Source organism: Actinotignum stranguriae, assembly GCF_051265215.1.
GTDB lineage: Bacteria > Actinomycetota > Actinomycetes > Actinomycetales > Actinomycetaceae > Actinotignum > Actinotignum schaalii_C.
The window spans coordinates 18145-37874 of sequence record NZ_JBOZCJ010000023.1; the positions used below are offsets into that span (position 1 = coordinate 18145).

Sequence of the window (19730 nt, forward strand, 5' to 3'; positions counted from 1 at the left end):
GATATGATGGCTCTCCGCACGGCGCCGGCTCGCACCGCGACCTGGTACCGCCCGCTGCGCACCGACCCGGCTCCCTACCTGGTGGCGCTCGGCAGTTTCATTCTTTTCACCGCTTTTTCGCTGCACCAATGGGCTTCTATGCAGACGTCCTCCTGGGACCTGGGTATTTTCACGCAGCTCGCCCAGCGTTACGCACATCTCGAAGCGCCCATCGTGGAAATCAAAGGCCCCGGGTTTAACCTGTGGGGTGATCATTTCCATCCCATCCTGGTGGTGCTCGGCCCGATTTTCGCGCTGTGGCCCAGCGGCGCCACCCTGCTTATTGTGCAAAATGCGCTCTTCGCGGTGTCCGCGATTCCGCTTACCCGCCTGGCGCGGGCGCGCTGCGGGGCCGGGGCGGGGACCGCTCTCGGCCTGATCTACGCGGTGTCCTGGGGTTTTTCGGCCGCGGTCGCCGCGCAATTCCACGAGATCGCCTTCGCGGTCCCCCTCCTCGCCTACGGGCTGACGGCCTGGATGGAAGGCCGCTACCTCCGCGCCGCGCTCCCGCTCGGCATGCTCGTTTTCGTGAAGGAAGACCTCGGCCTCACGTTGGTTGCTTTCGGTGCGGCCGCGCTGCTGGCGGAGTTTTTCGCGCAAAGGCGGGCGGTCTGCGGCGTGGTGGAACAGAACGACGACGCCGCGCCGCAGCGGCGCGGGCCAGCACCGCGAGCGCGCTTATCCACCGCGTGGCGCACCCCCGCGGGGCGCTGGGCTGCGGGCCTGGCGGTATGGGGCGCGCTGTGGTTCGTGCTCTCCATCTGGGTGCTCCTGCCGGCTTTCAATCCGGACGGCGCCTGGGATTACACGGATCGCCTCACGGGCGATGCTGGGCTTTTCACCGGCGCATCTACGAAGCTGATGACCCTGGCGGTGCTGCTGGGCAGTGCCGGGGTGGTGGGCCTGGCCAGCCCGTGGATCCTTCTCATGATCCCGACCCTGGCCTGGCGTTTCACCGGAAACGTGGAGTACTACTGGGGCCTGGACTGGCATTATTCCGCCGTGCTCATGCCGATTGCCACCATTGCGCTGCTTGATGGGCTAGGGCGGCTGGAGCGCTTCGCGAAGCTGCGGGCGCTCGCGGGGCATACTGAGCACGCGGACCTTAACGGGCACATTACGCCCAGCAGATCCGGCACGCGCAGCGAGTGCAGTGCACGCAGCGGGCACGTCAAGCGCGGCTTGATTGCGCTCGCCCTGGCGGCCAGCTTGATTGCCACGGTGATCGGTACCCGCACCAACGCGGTGGGCTGGTGGTTCCAAGGGCGTTATGACGGAGCGAGCGCAGAGGAGCGCGCCGGCGCGCGCGAAGCCCTGGCCGCGGTGCCGGATGGTTCCCACGTGGTTACCGATATTCATATGCTGGCCTACCTGGTGCCGAATAACACGGTGTACTGGGAGGGAACCCGCGGGAATGCCGGGGCGAACGCGGTGGTCTTCGCACCCCAATCGAAAGCCAAGCACGGTGATGCGCAGCAGATCCTCAACTGGGCCAGCACCACCTTCGGGGGTACCTGGCATATTGCGAGCGATAAGGGCGGCTACGTAACCGTGCTGCCCGGCGAAGCCCCCGCGCGCGAGGAAGGAAAATAACACGGCTGCATCTAGATCTACCGCAACGTCTTCCGTGCGCCCGCTCTATCGTGACGCGACCGGGCTGCTTCTCGTTTTCCTCGGTGGCGGGGCGGGCACGGTAGCACGCGCGCTCGTCCCGAGCGCGGCAGCGCCGATTATCGTCAATCTTGCGGGTGCGTTCCTCCTTGGCCTCATCACCGGCTTCTTCACCACGGGCACGCATCGGTACGGGGCCCGGCTGCGCCTACTGCTCGGCACCGGTTTTTGCGGCGGTTTCACCACCTATTCAAGTTTCGTGGCGCTCAGCGCCCACCTGGCCACCGGCGAGGTTCTCAGCGGTGCGCCTAGCGAGTTGGCGCGCCTGGCCGGCCTGGCTGCGGGAGGCACACTTTTCGGTGGTTTCCTGCTGGCTTTGGCCGGGATGACCTGCGGGCGCGCGCTGGGCCGGCGCTTCCTCGCGGCACGCCGGCGCGCGGGCGGTGATGCAGCATGACGCTCCTGCTTCTTGGTCTAACCGGTGGGCTGGGTGCCCTATGCCGCGGGATTCTCGATTCTTTCCTCACCGCGCGGCTCAAGCCAACGTGGCCGGCCGGGATCTTCACGGTCAATGTAATCGGCTGTTTCCTCTTCGGACTGGTGACCGGCGGCGGGGTACTTTCCGCCTGGATCGGCCCGTACAGTCTTTACGTCACCACCGGTTTTTTGGGTGGTTTCACTACTTTTTCGACGGCGATGACCGACGCCCTCGGCCTCTTCGAAAAACACCGCTATTGGGCCTGCATCAGCCTCCTGCTCGGGAATTTCCTCCTTGGCATCGCGGCGTTCTTCGCCGGCCTGGTGCTCGGGTAGAACCGGGTAGAGGACCAAGAGTCGGCGGACACTCCCGGTCCAGAACACTCAAGCCATCAAGGATTATGCGGCCGCAAACCTCTGGTTAGCGCCTTGGCGTGTCATACCCAAAACATCACCAATAGCTTGCCATGTTTTACCGGCTGCGCGAGCCCGAGCGACCGCCGCGTCTAGCCGATTGTCCGCCGCGCGTAGCTCTATCTGAGCCACTGCAACTTGCGCAAGATACGGGTCATCAACGGTTGCAATAGGGTCTGGCCCCTCGCCACCGTTCGCGTTTTCCACTTCATCAAGCATATCTTCAATAGAGCGTTTCACTAGAAATCGCCTTTCACTCGCAGAAATTTTTTACAGGCTTTCATAGCGTGGAAAATACGGTCATCATCGCTAATACACAGTTCGAGCAGTTGCCCAGACTGACTTGGCCCGATGATCAACACGTAGCCGTCCATATAATGCGTTTTTATCGCATTACGGGCGGCAGCCGAATATCTTCGGCTGCAATGCCGTGCCGGTACGCGCTATCCCCCATCTCCGCGTTGTCAACAATAATTACCACAACCCCGAACGTCAATGAAAATTACCAGGCGCATGGAGAATATCCGCAACCCACAACCCCGCGATTATATAAACCTCAGATCTCCCAGGAAGCACATTATTTTCCACGGAGGCCCTGCGTGTTTTCACGCCTGTACTGCGCTCGTAACACACGCGAAGTACAACTCAGAAAATACTCCCCCACCCGCTAACAGGCCCGGCTCGAACCACGGCGGCAGCATGCAGTATGCGAAAGCCTGGCCCCCACCCACCCAATCTGATATATTCTTCAACGACTATGGGGGCAGAGACCGACGCCCCAATCAACAACCAACACTCACCGACGCGCAGGGAGGCGACTATGACCATCGGAACAACATTTACTCGCCGCGGCGAAGGCTACAGCCGCGACGCTCGCTATATCACCACTCGCGTGAGCCGCGACAGCGCCAGCTTCCCCGTGGAGCCGGGCCGTTACCGCCTCATTGCGGCGCGCGCCTGCCCGTGGGCGAATCGCACCATGATCGTGCGTCGCTTGCTCGGGCTGGAAAATGCTATATCACTGGGAATCCCCGGGCCCACCCACGATGAACGATCCTGGATTTTTGACCGTGATGAGGGCGGGGTGGATCCAGTGCTCGGTATCCATTTTCTGCGCGATGCCTACCTGGCCCGCGACCCGAATTTCTCCTTGGGAATTACGGTTCCAGCCCTGGTGGATCTTGCTAGCGGCGCCGTCGCCACAAATGATTTTGCGCAGATGACGCTCGATTTTTCTACCGAGTGGCGCGATTTCCACCGCGAAGGCGCCCCGGACCTCTACCCCGCGGAACTGCGCCAGCCCATGGACGCGCTCATGCGCTATATCTACACCGAGATTAATAATGGCGTCTACCGCTGCGGTTTCGCCGGCAGCCAGGAGTCCTATAACCGCGCCTACCTGCGCCTTTTCGCGGCGCTGCGCAATATTTCCGAACTGCTGGCGGGGCGCCGCTACCTCATGGGCGATCACATTACCGAAGCGGATGTGCGTCTCTTTACTACCCTGGTTCGTTTCGATTCCGTCTACCACGGGCATTTTAAATGCAATGAAAAGAAACTGACCGAGATGCCGGTACTGTGGGCCTATGCGCGTGATCTTTTCCAGACTCCCGGATTCGGAGACACCGTGGATTTCGAGCACATTACCTCGCATTATTACCAAGTCCACCTGGATGTGAACCCCAACCAGATCGTGCCGCTAGGCCCGGATACGTCCGGATGGCTCAGCCCGCACGGCCGCGAAGCCTTGGGCGGTGCGCCTTTCGGCGGGCCGGCCACCCGTGGGGAACGCTCCACCGCGCCCGGGCCGGTCGCTCCCGGCGAGGAAGTTCCACCGGCCGCGCGTGCCGGGCACTGGGGGAATATCCACGAAGAACTCGCGCGCGCCACAGAAGCCGCGAACAGCCGCACGCACGGCAGCAACGGCGATGTTATCCACCCGCGGAACAAGTCCCGCGATTGGGGCGCAATTCGTGGGATACTCAATGTATGAACGAACGCGCAGGAACCCCGGCTCGCCCCGAAGATCTCATCAATGTTGATGAGCTGGTGGCGGCATATTACGATATCGAACCCGATCCGAATAACCCCCTCCAGCAGGTGGTTTTCGGAACTTCCGGCCATCGCGGCTCCGCTTTCGATGGCGCCTTTAATGAAGCCCATATCGCGGCAACCACGCAGGCGATTGTGGACTACCGCAATGCCCAGGGTTATGACGGCCCCATTTTCGTGGGCCGTGATACCCACGGGCTGTCCCTCCCGGCGGAAAAAACCGCTATCGAGGTGCTGGTAGCTAACGGCGCTGATGTGCGGGTGGATGCTCGCGGCTCGTGGACTCCCACCCCGGCGGTCTCGTTGGCTATCTTGGAGGCGAACGGCGCCCCGCACGCGTTGCGCTTGGATGGCCCGGGTCTGGCGGACGGCATTGTTATTACCCCGTCTCACAACCCGCCGCGCGATGGCGGCTTCAAGTACAATCCGCCCAACGGCGGCCCGGCGGATACCGATGCCACGAAGTGGATCGCGGCCCGGGCCAATGAGCTCATCGCCGCGGGATGGAAGAACATCGCTCGCGTGCCCTACGCGGAAGCGGCCCAGCAGGTCGGCACCTACGATTTCCGCGATGCTTACGTGACCGCCCTCGATACCATCATCGATTTCGAGGCGATCCGCACCGCGGGTGTGCGCATCGGCGCGGACCCGATGGGCGGCGCTTCGGCCGAATACTGGCAGGAAATCGCGGATCGCTACGGCATTAACCTGACCGTGGTGAACCCCGACGTGGATCCGGCCTGGCCCTTTATGACCCTGGATTGGGACGGCAAGATCCGCATGGACTGCTCCTCGCCCTACGCTATGGCGGGCCTGCTCCACCGCATGGAGCCGGATGCGAGTGGCCGCGCCCCGTACGATCTGGCCACCGGGAACGACGCCGATTCTGATCGGCACGGTATTGTCACCCCGGATGCCGGCCTCATGAACCCCAACCACTACCTCGCGGTGGCCATCGAATACCTCTTCACCCACCGCCCGCAGTGGTCCGAGCGGGTGAACGTCGGGAAAACCCTGGTGTCCTCCTCGCTTATCGACCGGGTGGTGGCCGGCATTGGCCGCACCCTCGTGGAGGTCCCGGTGGGCTTCAAGTGGTTTGTATCCGGCCTGGTGAGCGGGGAAATCGGCTTCGGCGGGGAAGAATCCGCCGGCGCTTCTTTCCTCCGCAAGGACGGTTCGGTGTGGACCACGGATAAGGACGGGCTCGTGCTCGACCTGCTCGCGGCGGAAATCACCGCGGTGACCGGCAAGTCGCCCTCCCAGCTCCACAATGAGCAGGTGGAACGCTACGGCTCCTCGGCTTATGCCCGGATCGACGCCCCGGCCACGAAGGAAGAAAAGGCCAAGCTCGGCAAGCTTTCCCCGGCGGACGTCACAGCAACGGAACTGGCCGGCGAGCCGATCACCGCGAAGCTGGTGGAGGCCCCCGGGAACCACGCAGCGATTGGCGGCCTCAAGGTCACCACGGAAAACGCGTGGTTCGCGGCCCGGCCTTCCGGCACGGAGGATGTCTACAAGATCTACGCGGAATCCTTCCGCGGCCCGGAGCACCTGGCCCAGGTCCAGGAGGAGGCACGCGCCGTGGTTGCGGCCGCGTTGGGTAACTAATAAGTACGTCACTACATAGGAACGACGACGACGCGGGGCGGGTGGCGCAGCCACCCGCCCCGGTTGATTCCCCGCTAGCGGACTTCGCTCAGCAGGTCGATATCATCATCCTGGCAGCCCGTGAGATTGACGGGAATGTCAATATCCTCCCCGCCATCCTCGATATCCACCTCAAGATGGGTGGCGGGCTTGGTGGGAGCACACCCGGGCACACTCCCGGCATCAGCCACCGCCACCGTCCAGCTCACGCTGGCACCCGGAGCAATGCTGCCAGCCTGGGAGCTCAGTTCCAGATTCTCAGAGACGCCATCCCCGGCGGCGTCTTTCAGCTCGATCTCCACATCCGGATGCAGGGTGCAGGCCGCCTGCGAAGAATTCGTGAGGGTGAGGATATGAGTGCCGGCAGCGCTGCCGGCTTCGAAAGTGGCGGCCAGATGGGCTGCCCCGCAGGCTCCCGCCGCGGCAGCGGCGGCGGCGTCGTTCTTTCCATTATGAGCATCGGAGCTCGGTGCCACGGCACTGGCCTGGGGCGTGGCGCTGGTATTCGCGGTAGGGGCATCCGCGGTGGTGGCAGTGTCATTCGAGCACGCGCTCAGGGTCACGGCGGTGGCGGTAGCGGTGGCGGCGATCAGGGCCGCGAAACGTGTTCTTTTCATACCGCCACCCTAACAAGCACCCGCGAAACCGGCCGTTTTTCGAAGCAAGATGGCAAGATTCTCATCCTGCTGTCATATTCCACACGGTCGCTAAGAATCGAACGAAACACATATCCACCACTTCCACGCGGGACTCTAGAATAGACACGTTAGAAACCTCAATCAGGCGTTCGTAGAAATCTCAGAAGAAGGAGCCGCATGTCTATTCCCACTCCGCCCGTTGGCGTTGCAGATATCGGAGTAACTGGAATGGCGGTGATGGGCTCGAATCTGGCCCGCAACCTCGCCAGCCGCGGCTACAAAGTCGCTATCCATAATCGCACCGCCGCGAAGACCGAGCGGGTGACGGCGGAACACGGCGGTGAAGGGGAGTTCTACCCGAGCGAATCCATGGCGGATTTTGTGGCCTCGCTGGCCCGCCCCCGGGTGGCCATTATTATGGTCAAAGCCGGCAAGCCCACCGATGCTGTTATTGAGGAGCTCGCCGATCTCATGGAACCGGGCGATATTATCGTGGACTGCGGGAATTCGCTTTTCACCGATACCATGCGCCGCGAAGCGGAGATCTCCGCGCGCGGGCTGCATTTTGTGGGCACGGGGGTATCCGGCGGCGAAGAGGGCGCACTCAAGGGCCCCTCGATTATGCCCGGTGGCACCCGCGAATCCTATGATCGCCTCGGCCCCATGTTTGAGGCGATTGCCGCGCGTAAGAACGGCGAACCGTGCTGCACCTACGTGGGCCCCAACGGCGCCGGCCATTTCGTGAAAATGGTGCATAACGGCATCGAATATGCGGATATGCAGCTCATCGCGGAAGCTTATGACCTCATGCGCACCGCCCTGGGCATGAGCGCCGCGGATATTGGCGACGTTTTCGAACGCTGGAATTCCACCGAGCTGGATTCCTACCTTATTGAGATCACCGCCGAGGTGCTGCGCCAGCGCGATGCCGCCACCGGGGGCGCGCTCGTGGACGTGATTCAGGATGCCGCCGCCCAGAAGGGCACCGGGGCCTGGACCGTGCAAAACGCCGCCGCTTTCGGGGTTCCTGCCACCGGTATTGCCGAAGCTACTTTCGCGCGCAGCCTGTCCGGGGATAGCGCGGAACGTGCTGCCGGCCGCAGCCTACCCGGGCACACCACCGAGGTAGCGGTGGAGGATCGCGAGCGCTTTATCGAAGATATTCGCCTGGCTCTCTACGCCTCGAAGATGGTGGCCTACTCCCAAGGTTTCGAGCTCATCCGCAAGGGTTCCCTGGAGAATTCCTGGGGTATCGACCTGGGCGCGATGGCGCGAATTTGGAGGGCCGGGTGCATTATTCGCGCGGCTTTCCTCGACCGTATTACCGAGGCTTATACTCGCCAGCCCGATCTGCCGCTGCTCCTGGCTGATCCCTATTTCAGCTCCGAGATTTCCGGGGCCGTGGAGGCCTGGCGCCGGATTGTGGTGTTCGCCGCGCAACGCGGGGTGCCGATCCCGGCCTTCGCTTCCTCACTGGCCTACTACGATGGCGTGCGCGCCGAGCGCCTCCCGGCGAATCTTATTCAGGCCCAGCGTGATTATTTCGGGGCGCATACCTACCGCCGGCTCGATACCGAGGGCGTTTTCCACACCGTCTGGCAGGATCCCGCCCGCCCGGAAGAACGCTGGGACTAGAGCGGGGCTGAAACCAAGCGCACCGAAACAAAAAGTGCCGATGCTGAGAGCCTCGGGACTAGTCAAGGTTTGTTGAGATATCCACATCTGTGAGATATCCCGGAGCGCCCTTCACGCCGCGGTAACTTTCGGTAGCGTAACCTTGAAGAGTAGTACCGCGGCGTGGGGTCTCCCGGATTCTCAACGGAGCGCATAGGTATCCCGTACGCCAGTGGCTATACACCACAGCGACTGCACCTCGGTGGCAAGATCCGTTCCACATCTTGCTGCCGAGGTGCTTCTACCCCCGGTGCCATGCAGGGTGACGACGACGCCGCGCTAACGCGCGGGCCGCTGGCCCGAGGTCCTATAGCACCAGCACCGAACCCGCCCAAAAACTCCACCTTCGTGACAGCGTCGCTAAAATCCGCCACATTAGTTAAGGCTTATACACTGGACTGGCCTGGGAAATTACCGCACTATAAGCACAGCCTTGAATTAAGGTGTCCCGTATAAGTACACTCATGGATGGGTTAGGACTTCCTTCCCTAACGTATTTTTACTCTACGCAAAGGTAAACAATGAAGAAGACAGTTCGCGGCTTTTTCGCGCTTGTGGCTGCCAGCACCCTCGCGCTGGGCGCTTGCTCCAATAACTCGGCCAAGGATACCTCCTCACCTTCCGCCGCCGCTTCGGAACCTGCCGCTGAGGCCACCACAGAGGGCGCCGGCACCGTTTCGATCACGGATTCGCATGGCACCCAGGAAGTTCCGGTCAACCCGGAGCGCGTGGTTTCCCTGGATAACCGCACGTTCGAAACTCTGCACGAGTGGGGCGTCAAGCTTGTGGCGGCACCCAAGAAGGTTATGCCCAAGGATTCCGCGTACGTCGCAGATGAATCAGTTGCAGATATCGGCAACCACCGCGAACCGAATTTTGAGGCCATTACCGCGGCTAACCCCGATCTGGTCATCGTGGGCCAGCGCTTCGCCCAGCATTATGACAAGATCAAGGCCGCCGCTCCGAACGCCGCGATTATTGACCTGAACATCAAGCTGCCCAAGGAAGAAAAGGATGCGGACGCCAATAAGTCCGGCGAACTCCTCATGGACGGCATGAAGAAGGACGTTGAGGATCTGGGCAAGATCTTCGGCAAGGAAAAGGAAGCCGCTAAGCTCAACGCGGATCTGGATGCCGCGATTGCCGCCGCGCGCGATGCCTACCCTGCCGGCCAGAAGGTTCTCTCCATCAATACCAGCGGTGGCAAGATGGGCTACCTCGCCCCGGGCGTGGGCCGCACCCTCGGGCCGCTCTACCCGCTCCTCAACCTCACCCCGGCCTTCGATCTGGGTGAAGGAACCGCTAACCACAGGGGTGACGAAGTTTCCGACGAAGCCCTGGCCCAGGCCAATCCCGAGTGGATCCTCATTATGGACCGCGATGCCGCGGTCGGTAAAGGCAGTGAGGCCCACGGTGCTGATCTGGTAACCAACTCCCCCGCCATGGCCAATGTGCCGGCGGTGCAGAAGAAGCAGATCCTGACCATGCCCGCGGATACCTACATCAACGAAGGTCCGCAAACCTACATCGAATTCCTCAACGACCTGGCCAAGGCCTTCAAGGCCGCCAAGTAGCTCAGGCTAACGGTTTACTAACCTGCGGGGGCCGGGAACCCGCCCCCCGCAGCTTGTACGCCCATGACAACACCACCGCAGAGTTCTCTTTCCTCCCGCAGGCCTACCGCGAGTAGACTGCTGCGAGCCCTACCGCTCACCCTCGGCGTCGTGATTCTGGCGGGTCTCGTCTATCTATCCATGACCACGGGCACCTACAATATCGCCGAGCACGAAGACGGCGAATTCATGTATTTCGCCACCCGCATCCCCCGTACCGCCTCCCTGGTGCTGGCCGGTGCCGCTATGGCGATGTGCGGGCTGGTCATGCAATTACTGACCCAGAATAAATTCGTGGAACCCACCACCACGGGCACCACCGAATGGGCCGGCCTCGGGCTGCTCGTGGTCATGTTCCTGGTCCCGCATACCTCGCTTATTGAGCAGATGCTGGCAGCTATCCTTTTCGCTTTTATCGGCACCATTATTTTCTTCTTGTTCCTCCGCCGGGTGACGCTGCGTTCCTCGGTGATTGTGCCGATTGTGGGAATTATGCTCGGCGCGGTGGTATCCGCTATTTCCACCTTCTTCGCCCTCAAAACTGACACTCTGCAGACCCTGGGGGTCTGGTTCCAGGGCAGTTTCGCGAATGTGGTGGCCGGACGTTACGAACCGCTGTGGATTGTTCTTATTGCCACCGTCCTCATTTTTATCCTGGCCGACCGCCTCACCGTGGCAGGCCTGGGTGAGGATGTGGCCACCGGGCTGGGCGTGAACTACAACCTCATCGTGCTGCTCGGCACCGGGGTGATCGCCCTGACCACCGGCGTGGTCACCGTGGTGATTGGCCGTATTCCCTTCCTCGGGCTTATCGTCCCTAATATTATTTCGTTGCTGCGCGGGGACGATCTGCGTTCTAATCTCCCCTGGGTCTGCGTTTTCGGAGCCGGAATCCTCACGGTCTGTGACCTGGTATCCCGCACCCTCATCGCCCCCTTTGAAATCCCGGTGTCCCTCATCCTCGGCACCCTGGGAGCGGCCGTGTTCATCTTCCTTATTCTGCGGCAGCGGCGGAGGCTCTCATGAGCGTCGTCGTACCACAATATCCCGAAAAGTCTCGCGTTCCTGGACAAGCTCCCAGCCACGCGGGCGCTTTCGCAACCCCGCGGGCGCGGCGGCGCTACTGGTTGCTGCTGATCGGCACCGCGCTGCTCGGCTTGGCCTGCACCGCTCTCTACTTTGTGTGGAATATTCCGGTGGCGGTGGGCTCCGAAGGTTTCTGGATTATTACCCGGATGCGTGCCGAGGCAGTTTTTTCTATTCTGCTGGTGGCCTTCTGCCAGTCGCTGGCCACCCTCGCCTTCCAGACGGTCACCACTAACCGAATTCTCACGCCGTCGATTATGGGTTTCGAGTCGCTGTATTCGGTGATTCACACCTCCACGATTTTCTTCTTCGGGGTGGCCGGGTTCGTGGCTTTCACCGGGGTGCGAGCTTTCCTTATCCAGGTGGCGATTATGGTGGCCTGCGCGCTGGCGCTGTACGGGTGGCTGCTGCGCGGCAAACTCGGCAGCCTTCATATTATGCTGCTAATCGGCATTATTATCGGCACCGGGTTGGGGTCACTTTCCGCTTTTATGCAGCGCATGCTTACTCCTTCCGAATTCGATGTGCTTTCCGCGCGTATGTTCGGCACTATCGCGAATGCTCGCTCGGATGTGTTCGTGGCGGCGCTCCCGCTGGCGCTGGGCGCCGGGGTGGCGCTCCTCCTCATTTCGCGTTCCCTCAATGCGATTGCGCTGGGGCGGGATGTGGCGGTGTCGCTGGGCGTCAACCACCTGCGTATGCTCCTTATTTCTCTCACGCTTATCGCGGTACTTATCTCGGTATCCACGGCGCTGGTGGGGCCCATGACCTTCTTCGGTTTCCTGGTTGCTACCCTCACCTACCAAGCTGCGGATACTTACGATCACCGTTTCCTCTTCCCCATGGCCGCCGTGATCGGTTACGCGGTACTCATGGGTGGCTTCTTCGTGATGAAAAATATTTTCTCGGCGGAAGGCGTGGTCTCCATCATTATTGAACTGGTGGGCGGCCTGATGTTCCTCGTCGTCGTTCTGAGAAAGGGGCGGTTGTAATGCGCCACCGCAAGAAAACAGCAGGCACACATATCGAGGTTCCCGCACCGGTTCCGCCGGTTGTTTCCCCGCATCTGCGTGCGGCTGATCTGAGCTGCGCGGATCCGATGATCCGCATGGAAGGTACCCGCCGCGACTACAGTTCGGAGGTGCGGATCGGCCCGGTGACCTTGGATATTCCGCGCGGTGGGGTCACGGCGCTGGTGGGCCCGAATGGTGCGGGTAAGTCCACGCTGCTGACGATGATCGGGCGGCTCATGCGTATGGACGCGGGCGCGATTGCGGTGGCGGGTCTTGATGTGACGACGACGAAATCCGCCGATCTTGCCAAGATTCTCGCGATCCTACGCCAGGAAAATCACTTCGTTACTCGCCTGACGGTGCGCCAGCTGGTTGGCTTCGGGCGGTTCCCGTATTCCAATGGGCGCCTCACTGCCGAAGATGAGGAGATTATCTCCCGCTATATTGATTTCCTGGGGCTCACGGAGCTGGAAGGGCGCTACCTGGATGAGCTGTCCGGTGGGCAGCGCCAGCGTGCCTACGTGGCGATGGTCCTCACCCAGGAAACCGATTGCGTGCTGCTGGATGAGCCTCTCAATAATCTGGATATTTCGCATTCGGTGCAGATGATGCGCCACCTGCGCCAGGCCGCGGATGAGCTCCACCGCACCATCGTGCTGGTTATCCATGATATTAATTTCGCGGCACGCTACTCGGATCGCATTATTGCCATGCGGGAGGGCATCGTTATGGACGCGGGCACCCCTGCGGATATTATGACCCCGGAGCGCCTTTCCGCGATTTTCGACGCGGAGATTGATGTGATTCCCGGCCCCTGCGGCCCGGTTGCGATTTACTAAGCATGTGAGCCAGCATCTCCGGAGCCGCCCGAGCCGGAAGAATTCGCTTGGCTCTTCTTGCTGAGTGCCCGCGCGCGAAGCGACTGGCGGGATTGGTTGCGCCGTCGTACCGCACGTTCCTGGCGTTCCGCACGCGCAAGCCGACGGTGTTCTTCGTCCCGCAACCTACGCATCCGCCGGCTCAGCGAAGAACTGACGTGCTGGAGAGTATCGTTCACGGAATAGTCCCGATTCACGGGCAGCGACCACTCGAAAACGCGAGCCAGGATCACCAGCAGCGAAGCGAGCAGGGTAGAAACCGCCATCGCCAGCATCGGCGCGTGGTTGTACCAGAGCACCACCGCGGGGAACGCCGCGATAAGCGAAGCCGTGGCATAAAGAGTATTACCGCCGAAAATCACCGGGGTGCGGCCCACCGTGATATCGCGGATAAGCCCGCCACCCACCGCGGTAATCATGCCCATCATGACCGCCGGCATCACGCCCAGTCCGGCGTTGAGAGTTTTGATAACACCAGTGGCGGTCCAGGCACCCATAACGGCAGCGTCCATGACCGTCATAAAGCGCCGCACCCATTTCCCGCGCAGGCGCAGCAGATAGGCCACCAGCGCCCCGAGCAGGGCGCAGCTGAGATAGTAGGGATTGGTGAGCGCCACCGGTGGTTCCTTGAGAAGCGGCGCCTGCTGGATAAGGATATCGCGCAGCATACCGCCACCCAGGGCGCTGATAATCGCCACGATAACGAAACCAACGATGTCGAAAGATTTTTCGCGGGCCACCATGCCGCCAAGGATGGCCGCCACGAACACCCCGAAAATATCTAAGAGGTCAAAAACAACCGGAGACCATTCCGAGAGCGTATCCAAATCCACGTCTCCCATTCTAGGTGACGGAAGTTTTCAAGGAGTGGGATTGGGGGTAGATGGTGAAGGAATATGACAGCAACGGGTCCGGAGTTATCCGCAGAATTACTCCGCGTTTTTCCACAGGTTGTGGATCGGTCTTTTTGGCGCTTGCATACCACGCAAGAATGACGGAGAAGCACACGTAACTACTTCGCCATAAGACGATTGAAGGAGTGAGACATATGGATATTGCCGAGGATCGGCTGTGTACTCCGGAACTTACGTTTACATCACTTGAAGATGTTCTCAAGCGCAAGGAAGAAATCTTGCGTGAGGTCAGAATGACCCGGGAAGAATTCGACTTGCGCGCTGATAACTACCAGCTCGGACCAAAAGAAACTAACGCCTACTTCGAAATGGAAATCCTGGATCGCTTCGAGGAGTACTACCGTGGTGAACGCACGATTGGATGAGCTCGCTAACGAGTTTGCGGCACATTTACAGTTGCTTGCGGGCCCCGCCCCAGCCAGTCCCTAAGAATCGGATTCCGTTGCCGGCGTGGGATCAGTAGCAGGAGCAGCAGCCGGCTTGAGCCGCACGATGATGCCGCGGTGATCGCTGGCCTTACCCGGGTCGATGATCTCCCCGGCCACCCCGCGGTAGGCCCCCGAGCTCATGACCCGATCAATTGGCGAGGCCAGCAGCGCGGGCACCCTGGTGGGCCACGTCCCCACCGCGCCAATTCCGGCGTCAGCCCCCAGATCACGGCAGGTCGAGCCAGGGCTGAGAGCAGCCTGGTGGTCCGCCGTCGAATTAAAATCCCCTGCAACAACCGCATCCGGCACGGCCGCACACACCTGGTACAACGCCCGCGCCTCCGCGCGCCACAGATCCATATACGCAGGTACCGGAGCCGTGGGATGCCCGGCCACGAACATCGGAGCACCCGGGCGCGCCCCGTCGCGCGGCGCGGCCGCCACCGCGCGTGCCAGATCATCGCCGTAGCTTTCGCTCAAATCCACCGCTTCGTACTCCCCGCGCGCGGCTGAAACGAGCAGCACCGAAGAGCGCCAATCGGCGCTATAGCGAGAAACACCGCCGTCAAAAAGCTGGTAGTCAACCCCGCGCGCGGCCAGCTTCTCCTGAATCTCCGCACCGGCATCGCCCGAGGTTTCAATCAGCGAAACCGCATCTGCCCCCACCCGCACGATGGTATCGGCCAATTGATCCCAGTCCACGCGCCCGCCCTCGGTGTTGTACTGCACCACGGTGAGCTCGCCGGCCGCGGGCGCACCGAGAGTCTCCCGCTCCAGCCCGCGCCCGCTCAAGGTTCCGGCATGCGCGAGGGCCACGAGTAGTAGCACGACGGCGCAGCTCACCGCCACGCGCCCACCCCCAAAATACCTGCGGACCGCACCGAGCAGCCCCACCGCGAGCGCGGCGATCAGCATCCCGAGCGCCAGCGCCCCGCGGCTGGACATGATCTGAGCCCCGGGCACCACGGTGGCAAGCCGGGCGGCCGGACCGAACCAGGCCGGTTGCACCGTGAAAACCGCGAAGACGGCAAGGAGCAACCCGAGAAGAGAATTGAGAACGCGCACCGCTCCTACCTTTCCGGCTGGCCTTTTAGGCCCCGCACAGGGCCTGCTGGATAAGGGTAGCGAAGTGCTGCTGCCCGGTGGGTGTGAGATGGATGCCATCGTCACGCAGGAATTCTTCGTGGCCTTCGGTGGCCGCCCACCAATCAATAATGCCCACATTCGGGTGGGAGGCGGCGTAGGCCTTGAGCAGCTCGTTATTCGGGTTTTGGGCTGGCAGCGGGCTGCGGTTCGTCACGAAATAGACGGGAAGACCCTGAGCGGCGTCCACCAGTTTTTGGATATCCGCCTCCCCGCCAATAGCTCCGTTCGAGCCGAGCGCATAGATAAGCACCCGCGGCTTCTCCCCGAGGGCTTGGCGCTCGGCGAACACCTCCGCGCCGGCGGTAAATTGCCGGCTGACCTTACCGTCCACCACCGAATTGGGAAGGACCTCCTTGAGGGCCTCGGTGGCACCCAAAGTCACCGAATCACCGATCATCACGGCGTTAGCCCCGCAAACACCGGTGGCCGGGTCCTTACTCCACGCTGAAGCATCCAGATTGCCCGGTACTTTCGTGGCGATGGGCTGGAGAGCGCCCGGCGCGGGAGTTGGACTGGGAGTGGGCGCCGCGCTGGTGGCGGCCGGAGCCGAGACAGCCGGGGCGGAGCTGGCCGGGGCCGAGATAGCGGGCGCAGGGGCGGCGAGCTCGGGGCGCAGCGCCACCGCGCGGGAATCCGCGAGGCGCTGCCAGGAAATCGGCGCAAAAGCCAGCAGAGTCACGAGCAGGAGAGACACCGCGCTCAGCACCGCGAAGGCCGTGTCACTCAGCTGGTTCTTACCCGCGAAGCTACGCCAGTTACACCAGTTACGCGAGCCGGTGCACCACGTGCGCATATCGCTACGCCACGTGCGCAGGCTAGTCCACCAGCTACGTAAACCCGCGCGCCAGCCGGCCCGCGCCAAGCGCGCGCTCGGATGCTCCACACACCGATAAAACAGCTCCGCCACCAGGCCCACCACCAGCAGCTGCCCGATCTTGGCCGCCCCGGAAATCTCCGCGGTGCGGGTTGCCGGATTCATGAAAAGCAACAGCGGATAGTGAACCAGGTAGAGGGAGAAGGATCGCGAACCCACATAGGCAAAAGGTGCACTAGCCAATACCCGGCTCAGGCCCAGCCGCGGGTTGTGCACGGTGAGGACAATAAGTGCGGTCAGAAGCGCCGTCGTCGTTAAACCACCCGCGTACGTGAGAGCCGATTCACCATCCGCCCATACAGCCAGCGCCAGCAGCGCCAGGAGAGCGGCGCCGGTGCCGACCCGCAACGCGAAAGCAGAGGTGGCGGAACGCGCGGGAAGCTGCGGCGTCGTACTATCCGCGCGCGACCACAGGGACGCAATATACGGCGAAACGAGAGCCGCAAGCGCGCCAATAAGGATTTCAGCGGCGCGAGTATCCAGGCCGTAGTAGGCGCGGGTGGAATCCGGACCCGCGAAGAAAAGCACGGCCATGAGCAGCGCGGAGGCGAGGGCCAGGCCCGCCACGATCCGCACCGTCGAGTAACGCACCCGGCGCAGAGCCAGCAGGATGAACGGCCAGAGCAGGTAGAACTGGGCGAGGACCCCCAGGTACCACAGGTGAGTGAGCGGGGACGGCAGGCCGGAGGCCGCGAAATACGGGACCTCCCGGAAAATATAGACCCAGTTACTCGCGAAAAGCGCGGCCGGGAGGGCGTCAGCCTGCACTTTCGGGAGCAGGCTGGGCGCAAAAATGTAGCTGAAGAGCGCAGCCCCCGCGATGGTGACGAGAACCGGAGGCCACAGGCGCAGGAGGCGGCGGCGCAGGTAACGCAGGTAGGAGAAGCGGCGTTCGCGGCTCAGCTCGCGCAGCACGCTGCGGGTGATGAGGAAACCGGACAGCACGAAAAACACCGTGACGCCGATGAATCCGCCGGTCAGCACCGCCGGACGCATGTGATAGAGCACCACCGCAATGATCGCGAGCGCGCGGATGCCGTCGAGGGCGCGGATGCGGGTGGTGGTGCGTGAGGATTGCGGCATAGGCACATTCTAGGACTGCGCGAATACGGGGAGGCGAGACACGGGGCGGCGGAGCGTCCATGAGATGAGGACCACCGGGGAGCGTGCGGGGCGGCTGTAGAATAGGCGGCGCGAGTGCCAACGCGGCCGGGCACTCACCAATCCAGCACGAAAGGACTGCCTGTGATAACAGTCGAAGCCCTGACGAAACGCTACGGTGCGACCACCGCGGTCGATAACCTGAGTTTCCAGCTCCAACCCGGGAAAATCACCGGGTTTCTCGGCCCGAATGGCTCGGGCAAATCCACCACGATGCGCTGCATTATGGGGCTGGATCGCCCCACCTCCGGGCGTGCCCTCATCGCCGGGCAGCCCTATGAGCAGCTCGCCTCCCCGCTCACCACGGTGGGCGCACTACTGGATGGCAAAGCCTTCCACGGTTCGCGCAGCGCGCGTAGCCACCTGCAGATTCTGGCTGCCACCCACGGGATTCCCGCTCGGCGCGTGGACGAAGTCATCGAATTGACGGGCATCGGGACCGTGGCCAAGCGTAAGCTCAAGGGCTTCTCCCTGGGTATGGGCCAGCGGCTCGGGATTGCCGCGGCGCTGCTGGGTGATCCGGAAGTGCTGCTCTTCGACGAACCCGTCAACGGGCTGGACCCGGACGGGGTGCGCTGGGTGCGTCTGCTCATGCGCACGCTCGCGCAGCAGGGCCGCACCATTCTGGTGTCCTCGCATCTCATGAGCGAAATGCAGCAAACCGCTGACGACCTGCTGGTCATCGGGCGCGGGCGCATGATTGCTTTCGGTCCCATCGAGAGTTTCACCGAAGCCGCGGCGAATACCACGGTGCTGGTGGCCTCCCCCAACCGGGCCGGCTTGGAGGGTGCGCTGCGGGCAGCCGGGCTGGACTTCCAGGATGCTAGCGAGGTTGCGGGGCCCGCGGCGGGCGCGCCGGAGGCGCACGCCACGCCGGTTGGGCACGCCACGCCGGTTGGGCACGCCACGCCGGTCGCCCCGGTCGCCCGTTTCGCGATCCCGGGTGGTTCACGCGCGGCCATCGGCAAAATCGCCTTCGAGGCAGGGGTGCAGCTGGACGAACTGGCTACCGTCCACCGCTCGCTGGAAGATATTTTCATGGACCTGACCGGCCACGACGTCGAATACGGCGCGGGCCGCCCCACCACGAACCTCCCGGGAGGCCACCGATGAGTACCGCTTATGTTCCCCCGCGCATCAGCCAATTCGCGGCTCCGAACTACCGAGTCACGCTGGGCCGCTCGCTGCGCTCCGAACTGCGCAAGATCCTCACGCTGCCTTCGCTGCGCTGGACGCTCGTCATCGGGACGCTCTTCTCCCTGGCGATCACCGCGCTCACGGCCTGGGGTTCCAGCGAGCTCGAACTCAATGCGTACGCCACCGCCATGGGGGCGGAGCATTCCCTCGCCGCATACGTCCTCATCAGCGCGAGCAGCATTTTCCAGATCATCATGGTAGCTTTCGGCGCCGTCACGGTGTGCTCGGAATACGCCGCGAATACCATGCGCTCCACCGTGAGCGCCGACCCGCGCCGCTGGCGCAACGTGGCCGCCCGCACCCTCGCGCTCAGCCTGGTCGCCCTGGCCACCACGTTGGTGCTCCTAGGATTGGGCGCCGTGGTGGGCACCCTCTTCGGCCTCACAATCGGCTTCAGCGGCGATGCCTGGTGGCTCTTCCTTAACTTCATCATCGCCATGGTCACCTCCGCGTGGATGGCCCTGGGAATCGGATATCTGCTGCGCAGTTCTGCCGGCACCATTGTGCTCATCCTCGCGGTGATGATGCTCTCCCCGGTGCTCGCGCTTATCCCTTCCGAGTTCGTGCGCAGCTTCGTGATCCCCTACCTGCCGCCGATGCTCCTCACCGCGGCGCTCAGCCCGCCCGGCCTCAACGCCGGCGCCGACGTCACCTCGTTCACGGTTTCCAGCCCGGCCCTCGGCCTGGGGCTGTGGTGCGCGCTGGCGGTGGTGCTGCTTGCCCTGGGCGGCTGGCGCTTCTCGCGCTCTGACGTGTAGTCACGCCTGAGCCGCGGCGCTTTTAAACACGACGACGCAGGTGGGGCCCGGCGATGGTCGGGCACTGATCGGCATCCCCGGAGACCCCGTCCTTATCGGGATCAGAGTCA

The 19730-nt window shown here is 62.7% G+C and carries 18 protein-coding genes; 13 read left to right on the plus strand and 5 right to left on the minus strand.

Annotated features, from left to right (window positions below; all coding sequences use genetic code 11):
• Positions 1–3 precede the first annotated feature (3 nt).
• Genes ACRQEG_RS07800 through ACRQEG_RS07810 form a run of 3 tightly spaced genes read left to right on the plus strand, consistent with a single transcriptional unit; the run spans position 4 to position 2463 of the window.
• Entirely contained in the window at positions 4–1632 is a 1629-nt protein-coding gene (locus ACRQEG_RS07800; protein ID WP_320758146.1) for a DUF2079 domain-containing protein, read from the plus strand.
• Between the two features lie 34 nt (positions 1633–1666).
• The gene (locus ACRQEG_RS07805) at positions 1667–2107 is read left to right on the plus strand and encodes a fluoride efflux transporter FluC (protein ID WP_435730953.1); all 441 of its coding nucleotides are present in this window, start codon (positions 1667–1669) and stop codon (positions 2105–2107) included.
• Positions 2104–2463 carry a fluoride efflux transporter FluC gene (locus ACRQEG_RS07810; RefSeq protein ID WP_320758144.1) on the plus strand — a complete coding sequence of 120 codons (360 nt, stop codon included), beginning with the start codon at positions 2104–2106 and terminating at the stop codon, positions 2461–2463. The genes ACRQEG_RS07805 and ACRQEG_RS07810 overlap by 4 nt, the downstream gene beginning before the upstream one ends.
• Positions 2464–2526: 63 nt before the next feature.
• On the opposite strand, the gene ACRQEG_RS07815 is transcribed toward ACRQEG_RS07810, so the two are convergent.
• Positions 2527–2781, minus strand: coding sequence for a hypothetical protein (locus tag ACRQEG_RS07815; protein WP_320758143.1), 255 nt, complete (start codon positions 2779–2781; stop codon positions 2527–2529).
• A gap of 580 nt (positions 2782–3361) precedes the next feature.
• On the opposite strand from ACRQEG_RS07815, the gene ACRQEG_RS07820 reads away from it, so the two are divergent.
• Both ACRQEG_RS07820 and pgm read left to right on the plus strand, forming a co-directional pair.
• Positions 3362–4534 carry a glutathione S-transferase family protein gene (locus ACRQEG_RS07820; RefSeq protein ID WP_320758142.1) on the plus strand — a complete coding sequence of 391 codons (1173 nt, stop codon included), beginning with the start codon at positions 3362–3364 and terminating at the stop codon, positions 4532–4534.
• Positions 4531–6201, plus strand: a complete 1671-nt coding sequence (gene pgm / locus ACRQEG_RS07825) for a phosphoglucomutase (alpha-D-glucose-1,6-bisphosphate-dependent) (RefSeq protein ID WP_320758141.1) — start codon at positions 4531–4533, stop codon at positions 6199–6201. Before ACRQEG_RS07820 ends, pgm begins: the two co-directional genes overlap by 4 nt.
• A gap of 74 nt (positions 6202–6275) precedes the next feature.
• Here pgm and ACRQEG_RS07830 read toward each other — a convergent pair whose 3' ends face one another.
• Positions 6276–6857 carry a DUF4232 domain-containing protein gene (locus tag ACRQEG_RS07830; RefSeq protein ID WP_320758140.1) on the minus strand — a complete coding sequence of 194 codons (582 nt, stop codon included), beginning with the start codon at positions 6855–6857 and terminating at the stop codon, positions 6276–6278.
• Between the two features lie 198 nt (positions 6858–7055).
• Here ACRQEG_RS07830 and gnd point away from each other — a divergent pair, with 198 nt between their 5' ends.
• From gnd to ACRQEG_RS07855, 5 genes are all read left to right on the plus strand, one after another.
• Positions 7056–8513, plus strand: coding sequence for an NADP-dependent phosphogluconate dehydrogenase (gene gnd / locus ACRQEG_RS07835; protein WP_320758139.1), 1458 nt, complete (start codon positions 7056–7058; stop codon positions 8511–8513).
• Between the two features lie 560 nt (positions 8514–9073).
• Positions 9074–10126 (plus strand): siderophore ABC transporter substrate-binding protein, encoded by a 1053-nt coding sequence (locus tag ACRQEG_RS07840; protein ID WP_320758138.1) that lies wholly within the window; start codon positions 9074–9076, stop codon positions 10124–10126.
• A 63-nt stretch (positions 10127–10189) separates the two neighbouring features.
• Entirely contained in the window at positions 10190–11191 is a 1002-nt protein-coding gene (locus tag ACRQEG_RS07845) for an ABC transporter permease (RefSeq protein ID WP_414429735.1), read from the plus strand.
• The gene (locus ACRQEG_RS07850) at positions 11188–12243 is read left to right on the plus strand and encodes an iron chelate uptake ABC transporter family permease subunit (RefSeq protein WP_320758136.1); all 1056 of its coding nucleotides are present in this window, start codon (positions 11188–11190) and stop codon (positions 12241–12243) included. The genes ACRQEG_RS07845 and ACRQEG_RS07850 overlap by 4 nt, the downstream gene beginning before the upstream one ends.
• A 107-nt stretch (positions 12244–12350) precedes the next feature.
• Entirely contained in the window at positions 12351–13103 is a 753-nt protein-coding gene (locus ACRQEG_RS07855) for an iron ABC transporter ATP-binding protein (protein WP_320758147.1), read from the plus strand.
• Here ACRQEG_RS07855 and ACRQEG_RS07860 read toward each other — a convergent pair.
• Positions 13100–13984 (minus strand): trimeric intracellular cation channel family protein, encoded by an 885-nt coding sequence (locus tag ACRQEG_RS07860; protein ID WP_320758135.1) that lies wholly within the window; start codon positions 13982–13984, stop codon positions 13100–13102. The two genes, ACRQEG_RS07855 and ACRQEG_RS07860, sit on opposite strands and share 4 nt — an antisense overlap.
• A 206-nt stretch (positions 13985–14190) precedes the next feature.
• On the opposite strand from ACRQEG_RS07860, the gene ACRQEG_RS07865 reads away from it, so the two are divergent.
• Positions 14191–14421 (plus strand): hypothetical protein, encoded by a 231-nt coding sequence (locus ACRQEG_RS07865; RefSeq protein WP_320758134.1) that lies wholly within the window; start codon positions 14191–14193, stop codon positions 14419–14421.
• 60 nt (positions 14422–14481) lie between these two features.
• Here ACRQEG_RS07865 and ACRQEG_RS07870 read toward each other — a convergent pair whose 3' ends face one another.
• Positions 14482–15549, minus strand: coding sequence for an endonuclease/exonuclease/phosphatase family protein (locus ACRQEG_RS07870; RefSeq protein ID WP_320758133.1), 1068 nt, complete (start codon positions 15547–15549; stop codon positions 14482–14484).
• A 25-nt stretch (positions 15550–15574) separates the two neighbouring features.
• Positions 15575–17587, minus strand: a complete 2013-nt coding sequence (locus ACRQEG_RS07875) for an acyltransferase family protein (protein ID WP_320758132.1) — start codon at positions 17585–17587, stop codon at positions 15575–15577.
• Between the two features lie 162 nt (positions 17588–17749).
• Between ACRQEG_RS07875 and ACRQEG_RS07880 the strand changes: the two genes are divergently transcribed.
• Positions 17750–18778, plus strand: coding sequence for an ATP-binding cassette domain-containing protein (locus ACRQEG_RS07880; RefSeq protein ID WP_435730941.1), 1029 nt, complete (start codon positions 17750–17752; stop codon positions 18776–18778).
• Entirely contained in the window at positions 18775–19620 is an 846-nt protein-coding gene (locus ACRQEG_RS07885; RefSeq protein WP_435730942.1) for an ABC-2 family transporter permease, read from the plus strand. Before ACRQEG_RS07880 ends, ACRQEG_RS07885 begins: the two co-directional genes overlap by 4 nt.
• The last annotated feature ends 110 nt before the right edge of the window (positions 19621–19730 follow it).